Here is a 14,767-nt window from a genome sequence, read left to right on the forward strand (position 1 = left end):
CATGGGCACGCAGCGGCCCGTCATCGAGCTCACCGACATCCGTAAGACCTACGGCATGGACGGCAACGCCGTGCACGCCCTGCGCGGCGTCAGCCTGACCGTCCCCACCGGCGACTACGTCGCCATCATGGGCGCCTCGGGCTCGGGCAAGTCGACGCTGATGAACATCATCGGCTGCCTGGACGTCCCGACCACCGGCCGCTACCTGCTGGACGACGTCGAGGTCGAGCACCTGTCGGACCGGCAGCTGGCCCTGGTCCGCAACCGCAAGATCGGCTTCGTCTTCCAGTCCTTCAACCTGCTGCCGCGCACGACCGCGCTGGACAACGTGGAGCTGCCGCTCATCTACGCCGGCGTCGGCACCGCCGAGCGGCGCAAGCGGGCCCGGGCGGCGCTGGAGCTGGTGGGCCTGAGCGAGCGGATGAACCACAAGCCGCAGGAGCTCTCCGGCGGCCAGCAGCAGCGGGTGGCCGTGGCCCGGGCGCTGGTCACCGCGCCCAGCCTGATCCTGGCCGACGAGCCCACCGGCAACCTGGACAGCACCTCCTCCTCCGACGTGATGGCCCTGTTCGACCGGCTGCACCGGGCCGGGCGCACGATCGTCCTGATCACCCACGAGCACGACATCGCCGAGCACGCCGAGCGCGCGATCCGGTTGATGGACGGGCAGATCGTCTCCGACGAGCGCAACGGCGAGCGCGGCTGGATCTCCGAACAGCACACAGTGAGGCACGCCCGATGAGATTCCGCGAGGTCTTCCGGTTCGCCTTCGCCGGGCTGCGGGCCAACAAGCTGCGCTCGGCGCTGACCACCCTGGGCATCCTGATCGGCGTCGGCGCGGTGATCCTGCTGGTCGCCGTCGGCAAGGGCTCCGGCGCCCAGGTGCAGGCGAACATCGACAAACTGGGCACCAACCTGCTGGAGGTCTCCCGGCAGGCCGGCGGGTTCGGCGCGCGCGCCTCGCGGAACACCGGGACGCAGAGCTCTGTCTCGGCGCTGACCCTGGCCGACGCGCAGGCGCTGGTGGACCCGGTGAACGCCCCGGACGTGCTGGACGAGGCCCCGGTGGTGACCGCCTCCCCGACCGCGACCTACGACGGCGCCACGCACCAGATCGCGCAGCTGGTCGGCACCTACCCGGCGTACCTGACGGCCACCAACTGGCAGATCGCCGAGGGCTCGGCGATCACCGACGACGACGTGAGCCAGGCCCGCAAGGTGATCGTGATCGGCCAGACGGTGGCCACCGACCTGTTCGGCACCGCCGATCCGGTCGGGCAGCAGGTGATGATCAACAGCGTCCCGTACACCGTCGAGGGCACCTTGCAGGCCAAGGGCTCCAGCGGGCTGCAGGACGCCGACGACTTCGCCATCGCGCCGCTGACCACCGTGCAGGACTCGCTGAGCGGCTTCGGATCGCTGAGCCAGATCGTGGTGCAGGCCAAGTCGGCGAGCGCCACCACCGCGGCGCAGGACGAGATCACCTCGATCCTCACCTCGCGGCACCACCTGTCGGCCACCGCCTCCCCGGACTTCCGGGTGCTGAACCAGCAGTCGCTGCTGGCCACCTCCAGCTCCACCACGCACACCTTCACGGTGCTGCTGGGCGCGGTGGCGGCCATCTCGCTGCTGGTCGGCGGGATCGGGATCACCAACATCATGCTGGTCACGGTGACCGAGCGGACCCGGGAGATCGGCATCCGCAAGGCACTGGGCGCGCCGCGCGCGGCGATCCTGGGCCAGTTCCTGGTCGAGGCGGTGATGCTGTCGCTGATCGGCGGCGCCCTGGGGGTGGCTGCCGGACTGATCGGCACCAGGTTCACCGTCGCCGGGGTGAAACCGGTGATCGTGCCGGCCTCGATCGCGCTGGCCTTCGCGGTGTCGGCGCTGATCGGTCTGTTCTTCGGGTCGTTCCCGGCCAACCGAGCGGCCAAGCTGCATCCCATCCAGGCACTGCGGCACGAGTAATCAGTCTCCAAGAAGGAAGATTCGGAAGTCACAGATGTCTGAGAACCAGGGCGGCCCGGCCGCCGGCAACAACAACGAAGAGTTCGAGCTGCTGTCCACGGCGCCGTCCGCGCCGGACATCAGCGGGCAGCTCAAGCCGGCCCGCAGCGGCGGCGGAGGCGGGATCCCGAAGGTGACGCTGGGCCTGATCGGCGCGGTGTTGCTGGCCGGCGGCTTCGTCGGCGGGATCGCGGTGGGCAAGCACAACTCGTCGTCGACCACGAAGTCCGCCACCCCGACCGGCGGCACCCGCTCCCGGGGCGGCTATGGCGGCGGCTTCGGCGGGACCGGCGGCACCACGGGCGGGGCCACCGGCGGCGCGAACGGCGGGGCCACCGGCACGGGCCGGGGCGGCGGCGTGACCGGCACGGTCAGCGCGGTCAACGGCTCGACGCTGACCATCACCGACAGCACCGGCAAGTCGGTGACCGTGGACACCAGCCCGCAGACCACGGTCACGATCGGCAAGACCGGCACGGTCTCGGACCTGACGACCGGCTCTCAGGTGACCGTTCTGGGGACGCCGGACAGTAGCGGGACGATCACGGCGCGTTCGGTTGTGAGCGGTCTCACAGGGTTCGGTTTCGGCGGGCGTGGCGGAAACCGCACTCCCGGTGGCGCCGCGTCTTCGCCGGGTGGGTCAAACGGGTGATACTGGACGGGATGGACTTCCGAGAATCCCGCAGCCTGCTGGTCGTCGACGACGACACCGAGATCCGTGACGCGATCGCCCGGGCCTTCCGCCTGCAGGGCTATCGCGTGCGCACGGCCGCCGGCGGCCTGGCCGCCCTGGAGCAGGTCGCGGCCGATCCGCCGGACGCGATCGTGCTGGACGTGATGATGCCGGAGCTGGACGGGGTGGAGGTGACCCGGCGCCTGCGCGGCGTCGGCGACCACACCCCGGTCCTGCTGCTGACCGCGCGCGACGCGGTCGGGGACCGGGTGGCCGGGCTGGACGCCGGCGCCGACGACTACCTGGTGAAGCCGTTCGCGCTGGCCGAGCTGCACGCCCGGGTCCGGGCCCTGCTGCGGCGCGCCGAGTACGACCCGGTGCCGGACTCGGAGCGGCTGGTGTTCGAGGACCTGGAGCTGGATCCGGAGTCCCGGCTGGCCTACCGGGGCGGCCGCACGATCGAGCTGACCCGCACCGAGTTCGCGCTGCTGGAGCTGTTGATGCGCAACGCCGGCCGGGTGCTGCCGCGCGAGGTCATCTCCGACCGGATCTGGGGTTACGAGCTGGGGCCGGAGTCGAACTCGCTGGAGGTGTTCGTGTCCTGCATCCGGCGCAAGACGGAGGGCGGGGGCGAGCCCCGGCTGGTGCAGACGGTGCGCGGGTTCGGGTACACGTTGCGGGTGCCGGCGTGAACTGGGGACGGTTCCGGACGGGGATCCGGAAGCGGCGGACGACTGCGGCCGCTGCCCCGGCCGGCGCCCCGGCGGCGACGCAGCAGGCTGTCGGCGTGGGTATGGGCTCTGACTTCGGCTCGGGCGGACCCGGTCCTTACGGATTCATCGGCTCGCCAGAGGCGGCCGGGCTGGCCGGGATGGCCGGTATGCCCGGGACCACGACCGGATCCACGTCCGACGGTCCGCTGTCCGGCGACGCGGCGTCCGGCAATTCCTCCCGGAGCCGCTCCCCCTTGGCCATCTGGCGGCGCACCCCGCTTCGGGCCCGGTTGGCGCTCGCGGCGACGATCGCCGTAGCGGCCGGGATCGGCGGGGGCGTGGGCTTCGCTTACGTGGCCGTCCGGCACTCACTGACCCAGCAGGTCGACGGCGGCCTGCAGCGGCAGGGCGCCAAAGCACAGAGCGCGCTGCTCAGCGGCCACTTCCCGCACTATGACGCGGCCAAGAGCTGGCAGTTCGGCGACACGCTGACCAACGTCCAGTTCATCGACTCCTCCGGGACGCCGCTCCAAGCGAAGCCGCTGCCCCCCTCACCCCGCTGGCCGCGCGGCACAGTCGCGCTCGCCCCCTCGACGCAGCAGATACCGATCACCGCGGCGGACACCCAGGTCGCCGCCGGGACGGTGGAAAGCTACATGCACTCCGGCCAGATGAACGGCCAGCATGTCCGCATCCTGACCCTGGGGATCGGCCATGGGCAGGCGATCCAGATCGACGCCCCGCTGACCACCATGGAAAAACAGCTGTCCACCCTCGGCTGGCAGCTGTTCGGAGCCGCCGCGGCGGGCATCGTGCTGGCCGCCGGGCTGGGCTGGATGGTGACCCGCACCGCCCTGCGCCCGGTGGCCGAGCTGACCAGCACCGCCGAACGCATCGCCGCGACCCACGACCTGGCGCACCGGATCCCGATAGACGGCCCGCCCGGGGAGTCCCGGGACGAACTCGGACGCCTGGCCGCCACCTTCAACAGCATGCTGGACGCGGTCCAGGAGGCGACGGACCGGCAGCGCCAACTGGTCGCCGACGCCTCGCACGAGCTGCGCACCCCGCTCACCTCGCTGCGCACCAACGTCGAGGTGCTGGCGCACGCCCACCGGCTGGACCCGGAGGACCGCCAGGCCCTGGTCGCCGGCATCATGTCCGGCCTGGACGACCTGACCACGCTGGTCAGCGACACCGTCGAGCTGGCCCGCGGCGAGGAGCAGGCGGCGCACTTCGAGGAGATGCGCTTCGACCTGCTGGTCCAGCGCTGCGTGGACCGCGCGACCGCGCACTGGCCGAAGGCCGTGTTCAAGGCGGACCTGGACGAGAGCGTGGTCGTCGGCGTCACCGACCGGCTGGCCAAGGCCGTCCGCAACCTCCTGGACAACGCGGCGAAGTTCTCCCCGGCCGGCGGCCTGGTCGAGGTCCGCACCACGACCACCCCCGACGGCCGCGTCACCCTGACCGTCCGCGACCACGGCCCCGGCATCCCCGAAGCCGACCTCCCGCACGTCTTCGACCGCTTCTACCGCGCCGCCAGCGCCCGCGACCTCCCCGGCTCCGGCCTCGGCCTGGCCATAGTGGCGCAGGTGGCGGTCGGCCACGGCGGCGGCGTGACGGCGGCCGGCGCGCAGGGCGGCGGGGCCGAGTTCCGGCTGACGCTGCCTTTGGCGGGCAGTCCAGGGGCCGGGCCCCGCGGCGCTGATGGTCCCCACAGCTTCTACTGATCCTGAGGCCCGCGAAGCGGCCGGTACTCCGACCCCCGCCCCCGCCGCTCCCACACCGCGTCGCCACCGACGTCCCACCAGCCCTGCTCGCGCAACGCGTAGCGGGACACCTTCGCCGTCGCAGTGGTCTGTAGTGCGGCCGTGACGCGGACGAAGCGCGGCGCCATCTTCGTGCCGAGATCCGCTTGTGCGGCAAGGAAGTCCGCGAACGTCTTCGGCTCGAAGCCGGCATCCCGCTTGAGCACCAGGGCGCACATCACCGCGTCGCCGGTCACCTCGTCCGGCACCGCGTAAGCGGCCACCGCCTCGACCGGATCCCAGCGGGACAGGATCGCCTCCAGGAGCGCCACGGAGATGTTCTCGCCGTCCACGCGCATGCGGTCCGCCTTGCGGGCCGCGAAGTAGAGCCAGCCGTCTGTGTCGGCGTAGAAGAGGTCGCCGCTGTAGTAAACGCCGTCGCAATAGCGTTCGGCGTCGGCTGCGGGGTTGTTCCAGTAGCCGGTGAAACCGCCGGGGCCGGTGCGGACGAGTTCGCCGATCGCGACGGCGCCGTTGAGCAGACGGCCGGCGGCGTCGAATTCGCCGGGCGGGCAGGGCTTGCCGGTTTCCAGGTCGAGGATGGACAGGGCCGGCTCGGTCCTGCCCACCGCGGCGCCTCGGGCCAAGACCGCGGGCGGGAAGGTACGGGGCGCGGGCAGGTTGATGCCGCCTTCCGAGGCGCCGTAGCCCTCCGACAGGCGGCAGCCGAAGCGGCGCTCGAAGCGGTCGCGGTCCAGCGGGCCGGCCTCGGTGCCGAAGCCGGCGCGCAGGGGGTTGACCGCGTCCGAGGGGTGCTCCGGGGTGGCCAGGATGTAGGAGATCGCGCGGCCGACGTAGGTGAAGTACGTGGCCTGGTACTCCCGCACGTCCGGCAGGAACCCGGAGGCCGAGAAGCGGTCGGGCAGGGCGATCGTGGCGCCAGCGACCAGGGCCGGGCCCCAGTTCGCCAGGATGGCGTTGCCGTGGAACATCGGCATCGGGATGTAGCAGACGTCCGAGGGCGTCAGGTCGAACCGCTCGGCCATCATCGCGCCGGAGGCCACGACCCGCCCTTGCCGGCAGGTCACCGCCTTCGGCGCGCCGGTCGAGCCGGAGGTGAAGTACAGCAGCAGCCGGGTGTCCTCGGTGACCGGGGCCACCGGGGCCACGTCCGCGACCGCCAGGCCCCGGTACGGCGCCAGCGCCTCGGCGTACCCCGGCTCGTCCACGACCAGCAGCGGCAGGTCGTCCAGGCCGAGCCCGGCCAGCAGCGGGCGCAGCGCGTGGGAAGTCACGAGCAGCTCGCACTCCGCGTGCCGGACGTCTCGCGCCAGCTCGGCGCCACGCCGCGTGGGGTTCACGCCGACCAGCGCCGCCCCGGCGAGTGCGGCGGCCGAGAGCCAGAACGCGAACTCCTCGCCGTTGCCCAGCAGGACCCCGATATGCGGATGCATGCCTGGCCGATGCCGCTCCCCGAACAGTGCGGCCCTGGTCGCGGCCTGGGCCGCGATCTCTGGATGCTGATACCGCAGGCCGTCCGGGCCGAGCAACCCGGGACCCACCCGCTGGGACTGAACGCCGATCAATTCCGCGACCGTGGCCATGCCGGGTATGGAAGGCCATCCCGCGTGAGGGCGCAAGACGTTACCCTGAGTGCGTGGACGTGAACGTATCGGCAACGGTCAAGGTCCGGGTGACGGTCGATGCCGAGAAGTGGGCGGCGGCCTGCGGCGTGGAGCCGGTCCAGGCCAGCGCTTCGCTGGCGACCGCGATCGGCGCCGCGCTGGAACGGTTCTCCGACCTGGTGCCCGGACTGGACCAGTCCGGCGGGCAGGCCCGGGTGGAGAAGGTGGCGTGGACCGCTTCGACCACCAGCCCCGCGCTTCCCTCCTGAACTCTCCTGATCCTGGCCGGTCCCTCCTGATCCTGGCCGGTCCCTCCTGATCCTGGCCGGTCCCTCCTGATCCCGGCCCGCCCCTCCTGATCCCGGCCGGTCTCTCCTGAGCCCAGCTGTCCCGGCAGCCCCACCTGCGCCGACAGTCCCGGCCACCGGCGGTGATTCGGCGGCTATCGTGTCCGGTCAGGGCAGCCGTCCGGGCGATGATGGTAGGGATAACCGGGGGTTGAAGTTCCGTGGCCGCACCGTGGGCGGCCGAGTCATGATCGGCGAAGCTTTTCCCATGAAGCGTTTCCTGTTGAGCCCGGTGTCGGGGCGTACCGGCCGTCAGTATCTGTATTCCCTGGTGAGCGCGCCGCTCGGGATCGCGGGCTTCATCTATGTCGTGGTCACCCTGTCGGTCGGCGGAGTGCTGTCCTTCACCTTCGTCGGCCTGCCGCTGATCGCCATCACGATCTTCCTGGCCCGGCAGTACGCCAAGCTCCAGCGCGGGATGGCCCGCACGCTGCTCGACGTCGACATCGACGCCCCGCCGCCGAACGCCCGCTGGCGCAACGCGCACGGGCTGCTGGCCAAGCTCGGGGCGGCGCTGAGCGACATGACGGCCTGGCGGGCGCAGGCGTACCTGCTGGTCCGCTCCCCGCTGGCGGTCGCGTACATGTTCCTGCTCGGGCTCGGCCTGGGCGAAGGGCTCGTCACGCTCTTCTACCCGGTGTGGTGGTCGATCTTCCACCCGACGAACGTGGACCACCACGGGGTGAGGCGGCACTCGGCGATGCAGATCGGCCAGTTCTACTTCGACAGCTGGCCGCGGGCGCTGCTCGTGTCCGCCGCCGGGGTGGTGTGGCTCTACGCCGCGGCCTGGATCCTGAAGTTCGTCGTCTGGCTGGACACCTTGCTGATGACCACCCTGCTCGGCCCGACCCGGGCCGACCAGCGGGTCGAGGAGCTGACCGTGAGCCGGGCGCACGCCGTGGACGACTCGGCGGCCCGGCTGCGCCGGATCGAACGCGACCTGCACGACGGCGCGCAGGCCCAGCTGGTCGCCCTGGCGATGCAGCTCGGCGAGGCCAAGGAGAACCTGAACGCCGGCGACGCCGGCACCGACCTGGACCTGAACGAGACCCGGGCCTTGATCGACACCGCGCACCGCAACGCCAAGCAGGCCATCAACGAACTGCGCGACCTGGCCCGCGGCATCCACCCGGCGGCGCTGGACAACGGCCTGCGAGACGCGCTGGGCACGCTGGCCGCGCGCTCGGCGATGCCGGTGACGGTGAACGTGGCCCTGGCCGAGCGCCCGGACCGGGCGATCGAGACCATCACCTACTTCTGCGCCGCCGAACTGCTGACCAACGCGGCCAAGCACGCCGCACCGTCCCGGGCCGCGCTGTCGGTGGTCCAGGAGGACGGCCGGCTGCACCTCACGGTCGAGGACGACGGCCGCGGCGGCGCGCAGGTCGGCTACGGCGGCGGACTGGCCGGGCTGCTGGACCGGGTCCGCACCGTGGAGGGGTCGCTGGCCGTGGACAGCCCGGTGGGCGGCCCGACCCGGGTGATGGTGAAACTGCCGATGCACGTGTGAGCCGCCGGCGCGGTTGACGCCGCCGACACGACCGTCGTCCTCGGACGTCGCCGCGGCCGGCACCGCCAATGCACCATCGAAGCCGCTGAAGCCGCGGCCGGACCTGACAAGGTCCGGCCGCGGCTCCGCTGTTCCGTTATCTTCAGGTGAGCCAGGGCCGCCCGCGACGAAGGAGAGCACCGCCTGTGCGCATCATGATCGCCGAAGACTCCGCGATCCTCCGGGACGGCCTGGTGCAGATCCTCGCCAAGCGCGACCACGAGATCCCGGCCGCCGTCCCGAACGCCGACGAACTCCTGGCCGCGGTCACCACCGACCCGCCGGACGCCGTGGTGATGGACATCCGCATGCCCCCGACCCACACCGACGAGGGCCTGCGCGCCGCCCTGGAGCTGCGCAGAAGCCATCCCCGCGTCGGCGTCCTCCTGTTCTCCCAGTACGTGGAGACCCGCTACGCCCGCGACCTGTTCAGCGGCAAGGTCTCCGGCGTCGGCTACCTCCTCAAAGAGCGCGTGGCGGACGTCAGCGAGTTCGTCGAGGCCCTGACCAAGATCGCCGCCGGCGGCACAGTCCTCGACCCCGAAGTCGTGGTGCAACTCCTCGGCTCACGCCCCACCGACGCCCTGACCGCCCGCGAACGCGAGGTCCTGGGCCTGATGGCCGAGGGCCGCTCCAACGCCGCGATCGGCAAGAAGCTGGTACTCGCCGACAGCTCGGTGGAGAAGCACATCAGCAACATCTTCACGAAGCTCGCGCTGCCGCCGGCGGATGAGGACCACCGGCGGGTGCTGGCGGTGCTGAAGTATTTGGGGGTCACGCCCTAGCTGGGCTGGAGGTGCTTGTCAGTGGGCTCGCCGACACTTGTCAAAGGGGCGAATACCTCATAACACAATGGAAGCAGCTCGCCAGCCACCAGCTCGCCAGCTCGCCAGCCACCAGCAGCGCTAGGCGACCAGCGCCCCGCCAGCCAGCTATCGGGCAGTCAGTGGCCGGTCGCCGACTACGGCGTCGAAGTCCTGGTAGGCGTAGCAGAAGTCGGCGACGGCGCCGTGGAAGGCGCCCCGGTCGCGGCCGCCGTCACCGAGTTCCACAGTTGCGCGTACCAGGCGCTGGAGCCTTCGGAAGGGCCGGTGGTGCCGTTTGGGCCGCCGGCGGCCGCGTCCCCCGCGCCGACCAGGCGCAGGCCGGTCTCGCCGGGGAAGAGGTAGTGCAGGCGGAGGCGGGCCTGGATCTTGACGTAGTCCGGGTCCTGCCATTGCGCCAGCTCCTGACGCAGCTGGTCCACGTCGGCGCGCTTCTGCGTGTTCTGCTGCTTGAGCTGGTCCAGCTGCGAGCTCTGCGAGAAGTACTGCTGGAGCGGGTAGGCCAGGGCCAGTACCAGTGCACAGACGAAGAGCATCAGGATCGCCGCGCGCGCGGTGTAGCGCGTGCGCTTCTTCGAGGCGCCGGAACCGGATCCCGACCCCGAACCCCCGTCGCCGGAGGAGCGCGAAGGTCCCGGCGCGGCGTCTTGCCGCTGCGCCGGGACCGCGCTCAAGCGCCGAGGTGCCGAGCCCTCAGCCTCCGATTTCATGCCTGCGACGATACCGCGTGCCGGTCGGGCCGAGCGGTATCAGCATGCGGTGGTCAGCCCACGAAGCTTCAGCCGCGGAGCTGAAGCGAAGCCCCGTCACGGAACTCAGCCACGGAACTCAGCCGCGAAGCCGCGCGACGCTCCGCCACGAAGCTAAGCAGGCCAAGCAAGCTCCGCCACGAAGCTGAGCAAGCCAAGCAAGCTCCGCCGCGAGCCTCAGCCCTCGTGCTGGAACCGCGGGAAAGCCGAGCGGCCCGCGTAGCGCGCGGCGTCGTCCAGCTCCTCCTCGATGCGCAGCAGCTGGTTGTACTTGGCGACGCGGTCCGAGCGGGCCGGGGCGCCGGTCTTGATCTGGCCGCAGTCCACCGCGACGGCCAGGTCGGCGATCGTGGTGTCCTCGGTCTCGCCGGAGCGGTGCGACATCATGCAGCGGTAGCCGTTGCGGTGCGCCAGCTGCACGGCGTCGAAGGTCTCGGTCAGGGTGCCGATCTGGTTCACCTTCACCAGCAGCGCGTTGGCCTGGCCGCCGACGATGCCGCGGGCCAGCCGCTCGGGGTTGGTGACGAACAGGTCGTCGCCGACGATCTGGACCCGGGCGCCCAGGCGGTCGGTGAGGATCTTCCAGCCGTCCCAGTCGTCCTCGAACAGCGGGTCCTCGATGGACACCAGCGGGTAGGCGTCGACCAGCTCGGCGTAGTAGTCGGTCATCTCGGTGGCGGTGCGGGTCTTGCCCTCGAACTGGTAGGCGCCGTCCTTGTAGAACTCGGACGCGGCGACGTCCAGCGCCAGTGCGATGTCCCGGCCCGCGACGTAGCCGGCCTTGTCGATGGCGACCAGGATCAGGTCCAGCGCGTCGCGGTTGGACGGCAGGTCCGGCGCGAAGCCGCCCTCGTCGCCCAGGCCGGTGTTCAGGCCCTTCTCCTTCAGCACCGACTTCAGCGCGTGGTAGACCTCCGCGCCCCAGCGCAGCGCCTCGCGGAAGCTGCCCGCGCCGATCGGGGCGATCATGAACTCCTGGATGTCCACGTTGGAGTCGGCGTGCGCGCCACCGTTGAGGATGTTCATCATCGGCACCGGCAGGGTGTGCGCGTTCGGCCCGCCGAGGTAGCGGAACAGCGGCAGCTCGGCCGACTCGGCGGCGGCCTTGGCCACCGCCAGCGAGACGCCCAGGATGGCGTTCGCGCCCAGCCGGGCCTTGTTCGGGGTGGCGTCCAGGTCGATCATCGCCTGGTCGATCAGCCGCTGGTCGGAGGCGTCCTCGCCGACCACCGCGGGGTAGATCTCGTCCAGCACGCCCTGCACGGCGCGCTCCACGCCCTTGCCGCCGTACACGGCCGGGTCGCCGTCGCGCAGCTCCACGGCCTCGAAGGCGCCGGTGGAGGCGCCGGAGGGGACCGCCGCGCGGGCGAAGCTACCGTCTTCGAGAAGCACCTCGACCTCGACGGTCGGGTTGCCGCGCGAGTCCAGGATCTCCCGCGCGTTGATGGCTTCGATGGACGCCACGTCGCATCTCTCCTTCAGCTCTGATGGTTTCGTCCCAGAGCCTATCTCCCGGTCGGCTTCGCCCCCGGGTCAGCAGGGTCAAGGGGTGAGACGGACGCCGCCACGCACGTGGCGTTCGCCGCGAATTCAGCCGGCGGGCACTATGCGGGAGCGTCGATGGTGCGTGGGCCCCCGGTGCATCAGGCCCTGGGGTATCGGCCCCTGGGGAATCAGCCCGCCTCGGATGCCTCCGGCAGCGACCCGGCGGTGGCTCCCACCGAAACGTGTCCGATCACCGCCAGCGCGGAGCCCGCCGACTGCCAAAGGTGGATCCGTGCTGAAACGAAACCGCTTCCGAGCCGCCCTGGCGCACCGTGACTTCCGCGTCCTCTGGCTGGGCTCCGTCGTGTCGATGACCGGCGACGGTATGACCTTCGTGGCGCTGGCCTGGCTGGTGCTGGGGCGCCCGGGCGGGACCGGGCGGGGATGTACACGGTGGTCACGCCGTGGCTGGCCAAGAACCGGCTGACCGGCGGCGCCACCACGCTGGGGCTGCTGCTGGCCACGATGTCGATCGGAGAGCTGATCGGGCGGCGGCATCCGGCGCCCGGCCCGCGCCCCGCAACCCCCTGCGCGCGATCGGCTGGTTCCAGGTCCTGGCCGGGCTGGGCTTCCTCGGCTTCCTGGCCGTCCCGCACACGGCGGTCATCGCCGCCGGGGTGCTGGCCGTCGGCGTGTTCGCCACCCCGATGACCGTGTGGGCGCAATCCGTCCGGATGCAGCGGATCCCGCCGGAGCTGCGCGGGCGCGGGTTCGCGACGCTGCGGACGCTCATGCTGGTCACGCCGCCGATCGGGGCCGGGTTGGCCGGACCGCTGCTGGCCGCCGGGCGGCCCGGGGCGGCCGCGGTGGGGATGACGACGTTGGCGGCCGTGCCCGGAGTGGTGTTGTCGGTGTTGTTTTGGCGTAAGGCGGAGGTGGCGCGACCGAGCCGGGTGGGGCCTGCCTGCGCCCCAATAGTGGGGACACCCCCATCGGAATCGGCGCTGGATTCCCCGATCCTGGACCTATGATCACGACTGTGGGAGCCAAGGTCGCCGGGCGGCGCGCGGATGAGAACGCCGCGGTGGTGGGACCCGGGGAGTTGCTGAAGGGCCCCTTCACCGGGCGGGCGTTGCGGCAACAGGGATACCTTCTGGCTTCGTTCGCCGGTGCTTTCGTGCAGTTCCTGTGGCTGACCGTGGCGTTGACCCTGGGCGGGTCGCTGCTGCTGGTGGTGATCGGGCTGCCGCTGTTGTTGGCCGGGCTGGTGAGCCTGCGCTGGGCCAGCCGGCGGGAACGGCAGCGGATCCTGAACCTGACCGGGGAGCGGGTGCCCTCGCCCTACCGGGAGCCCGGGCCGACCGGCAATCCGCTGCAACGGCTGGTGGGGTACGTGTCCGACCCCGCGACCTGGCGGGATCTGGTGCACCTGATCGTCTCCGCGGCGTTCGGCCTGACCTGGTTCTGCACGGTCGTCATCCTCTGGGCGATGACCGTCGGCGCCGTCTCGCTGCCGTTCTGGTACTCCTCGCTGCCGAACCACCGGATTCCGCTGACCCACATCGACGGCAGCCAGTACTACATCAGCACCCTGCCCTCGATCCTCGTGTTCTCCGCGATCTCGCTGGTCTTCGCGTGGCTGGTCGGGCCGACCGTGCTGGAGCTGGCGACCCGGGCGCAGACCGGCCTGGGCCGGTCCCTGCTCGGCCTGAGCCGGCCCGAACTGGACCGGCGCGAGGCGGCGCTGCGCACCACGCGCAGCCAGGCCGTGAGCGCCGCGGAGGCCGAGCGGCGGCGGATCGAGCGCGATCTGCACGACGGCGCGCAGCAGCGGCTGGTCGCGCTGGCGATGGATCTGGGACGGGCCAAGTCGAAGCTGAAGTCCGGCAACGAGGAGGACTCCGAGGCCGCCGCGCAGCTGGTCGCCGAGGCCCACGAGGGCGTGAAGCTGGCCCTGAGCGAGCTGCGGGACCTGGCCCGCGGCATCCACCCGGCGGTCCTGACCGACCGCGGCCTGGACGCGGCGCTGTCCGCACTGGCCGGCCGCTCGCCGATCCCGGTCGAGGTGGACGCGGCGCTGCCCTGGCGGCCCAGTCCGGAGGTGGAGTCGGCGGCGTACTTCGTGGCCTCCGAGGCGCTGGCGAACATGGCCAAGCACTCGCACGCCAACCGGGCCTGGATCGACCTGGAGGTCCGGGACGGCCAGCTCCGCATGATCGTCGGCGACAACGGAGTGGGCGGGGCGGAGACCAACCCCGGCGGGGGCCTGGCCGGATTGTCCGACCGCATCGCGCCGTTGGATGGCATCCTGTCGGTGAGCAGCCCCATAGGCGGGCCGACCCAGATCATCATGGAGATGCCATGCCAGAAGCCATCCGCGTTCTGATCGCCGAAGACGCGGTCCTGCTCCGGGAGGGTCTGGCCCGGCTCCTCGCGGACTCCGGCTTCGACGTCGTGGCCAAGGTCGACGACGGCAAGGGCATGGTCGAGGCGGCCGACGCCCTGAAGCCGGACGTGATCGTCGCCGACGTCCGCATGCCCCCGAGCTTCACCGACGAGGGCCTGCGCGCCGCGGTCGAGGTCCGCGCGAAGCACCCCGACATGGCGATCCTGGTCTTCAGCCAGGCCGTCGAGGCCGCCTACGCCCAAGAGCTGTTCTCCAGCAGCGCCAACGGTCTGGGCTACCTCTTGAAGGAGCGGGTCGCCGAGGTCGAGGAGTTCGTGGACGCCCTCAAGCGCGTGGCCGCCGGCGGCACCGCACTGGACCCCGAGGTCGTGGCCCAGCTCCTCGGCCGCCGCAAGAAGAACGACCCGCTGGAGACGCTGACCCCGCGCGAGCGCGAAGTCCTGGGGCTGATGGCCGAGGGCCGCTCCAACTCGGCGATCGCGGCCGCGCTGTTCGTGACCGAGAAGGCCGTGGAGAAGCACACGTCGAGCATCTTCACCAAGCTGGACCTGACGCCGGCGGCGGAGGACCACCGCCGGGTGATGGCGGTCCTGCGCTACCTGAACGTCTAAACGGAACAGCCGGAACAACCGGGGCGGGC

General features: G+C 71.5%; 14 protein-coding genes. 11 read left to right on the top strand and 3 right to left on the bottom strand.

Annotated elements, in window-relative coordinates; all coding sequences use genetic code 11:
• Nucleotide 1: 1 nt before the first annotated feature.
• From KGQ19_RS30890 to KGQ19_RS30910, 5 genes are all read left to right on the top strand, one after another.
• Nucleotides 2–742 (top strand): ABC transporter ATP-binding protein, encoded by a 741-nt coding sequence (locus KGQ19_RS30890; RefSeq protein ID WP_212015615.1) that lies wholly within the window; start codon nt 2–4, stop codon nt 740–742.
• Nucleotides 739–1,968 carry an ABC transporter permease gene (locus KGQ19_RS30895; protein ID WP_212015623.1) on the top strand — a complete coding sequence of 410 codons (1,230 nt, stop codon included), beginning with the start codon at nt 739–741 and terminating at the stop codon, nt 1,966–1,968. Before KGQ19_RS30890 ends, KGQ19_RS30895 begins: the two co-directional genes overlap by 4 nt.
• Before the next feature lie 34 nt (nt 1,969–2,002).
• Nucleotides 2,003–2,659: a DUF5666 domain-containing protein gene (locus KGQ19_RS30900; RefSeq protein ID WP_212015625.1), complete on the top strand. Its 657-nt coding sequence runs from the start codon at nt 2,003–2,005 to the stop codon at nt 2,657–2,659.
• Nucleotides 2,660–2,670: 11 nt separating this feature from the next.
• Nucleotides 2,671–3,372, top strand: coding sequence for a response regulator transcription factor (locus tag KGQ19_RS30905; RefSeq protein ID WP_212015627.1), 702 nt, complete (start codon nt 2,671–2,673; stop codon nt 3,370–3,372).
• Between the two features lie 101 nt (nt 3,373–3,473).
• Nucleotides 3,474–5,123: a sensor histidine kinase gene (locus KGQ19_RS30910; RefSeq protein ID WP_230419714.1), complete on the top strand. Its 1,650-nt coding sequence runs from the start codon at nt 3,474–3,476 to the stop codon at nt 5,121–5,123.
• On the opposite strand, the gene KGQ19_RS30915 is transcribed toward KGQ19_RS30910, so the two are convergent.
• Complete coding sequence (locus KGQ19_RS30915) at nt 5,117–6,745, bottom strand: AMP-binding protein (protein ID WP_212015631.1); 1,629 nt, start codon at nt 6,743–6,745, stop codon at nt 5,117–5,119. The two genes, KGQ19_RS30910 and KGQ19_RS30915, sit on opposite strands and share 7 nt — an antisense overlap.
• Nucleotides 6,746–6,798: 53 nt before the next feature.
• Between KGQ19_RS30915 and KGQ19_RS30920 the strand changes: the two genes are divergently transcribed.
• From KGQ19_RS30920 to KGQ19_RS30930, 3 genes are all read left to right on the top strand, one after another.
• Nucleotides 6,799–7,035, top strand: coding sequence for a hypothetical protein (locus tag KGQ19_RS30920; RefSeq protein ID WP_212015634.1), 237 nt, complete (start codon nt 6,799–6,801; stop codon nt 7,033–7,035).
• 286 nt (nt 7,036–7,321) lie between these two features.
• Nucleotides 7,322–8,623: a sensor histidine kinase gene (locus tag KGQ19_RS30925; RefSeq protein WP_212015641.1), complete on the top strand. Its 1,302-nt coding sequence runs from the start codon at nt 7,322–7,324 to the stop codon at nt 8,621–8,623.
• Nucleotides 8,624–8,808: 185 nt separating this feature from the next.
• Nucleotides 8,809–9,447 carry a response regulator transcription factor gene (locus tag KGQ19_RS30930; protein WP_212015643.1) on the top strand — a complete coding sequence of 213 codons (639 nt, stop codon included), beginning with the start codon at nt 8,809–8,811 and terminating at the stop codon, nt 9,445–9,447.
• 176 nt (nt 9,448–9,623) lie between these two features.
• Here KGQ19_RS30930 and KGQ19_RS30935 read toward each other — a convergent pair whose 3' ends face one another.
• Together KGQ19_RS30935 and eno are read right to left on the bottom strand one after the other, a co-directional pair.
• The gene (locus KGQ19_RS30935; RefSeq protein WP_212015645.1) at nt 9,624–10,196 is read right to left on the bottom strand and encodes an FtsB family cell division protein; all 573 of its coding nucleotides are present in this window, start codon (nt 10,194–10,196) and stop codon (nt 9,624–9,626) included.
• Nucleotides 10,197–10,412: 216 nt separating this feature from the next.
• Nucleotides 10,413–11,699 carry a phosphopyruvate hydratase gene (eno, locus tag KGQ19_RS30940; RefSeq protein WP_212015647.1) on the bottom strand — a complete coding sequence of 429 codons (1,287 nt, stop codon included), beginning with the start codon at nt 11,697–11,699 and terminating at the stop codon, nt 10,413–10,415.
• Between the two features lie 485 nt (nt 11,700–12,184).
• On the opposite strand from eno, the gene KGQ19_RS30945 reads away from it, so the two are divergent.
• The 3 genes from KGQ19_RS30945 to KGQ19_RS30955 are packed head-to-tail and all read left to right on the top strand — an operon-like array spanning nt 12,185 to nt 14,738.
• Nucleotides 12,185–12,751 carry an MFS transporter gene (locus KGQ19_RS30945; RefSeq protein WP_212015649.1) on the top strand — a complete coding sequence of 189 codons (567 nt, stop codon included), beginning with the start codon at nt 12,185–12,187 and terminating at the stop codon, nt 12,749–12,751.
• Nucleotides 12,748–14,106: a sensor histidine kinase gene (locus tag KGQ19_RS30950; RefSeq protein WP_212015651.1), complete on the top strand. Its 1,359-nt coding sequence runs from the start codon at nt 12,748–12,750 to the stop codon at nt 14,104–14,106. The genes KGQ19_RS30945 and KGQ19_RS30950 overlap by 4 nt, the downstream gene beginning before the upstream one ends.
• Nucleotides 14,082–14,738, top strand: coding sequence for a response regulator (locus tag KGQ19_RS30955; RefSeq protein WP_230419712.1), 657 nt, complete (start codon nt 14,082–14,084; stop codon nt 14,736–14,738). The genes KGQ19_RS30950 and KGQ19_RS30955 overlap by 25 nt, the downstream gene beginning before the upstream one ends.
• Nucleotides 14,739–14,767: the final 29 nt, after the last annotated feature.

The organism is Catenulispora pinistramenti, from assembly GCF_018274385.1.
In the GTDB taxonomy this organism is placed as follows: Bacteria; Actinomycetota; Actinomycetes; order Streptomycetales; family Catenulisporaceae; genus Catenulispora; species Catenulispora pinistramenti.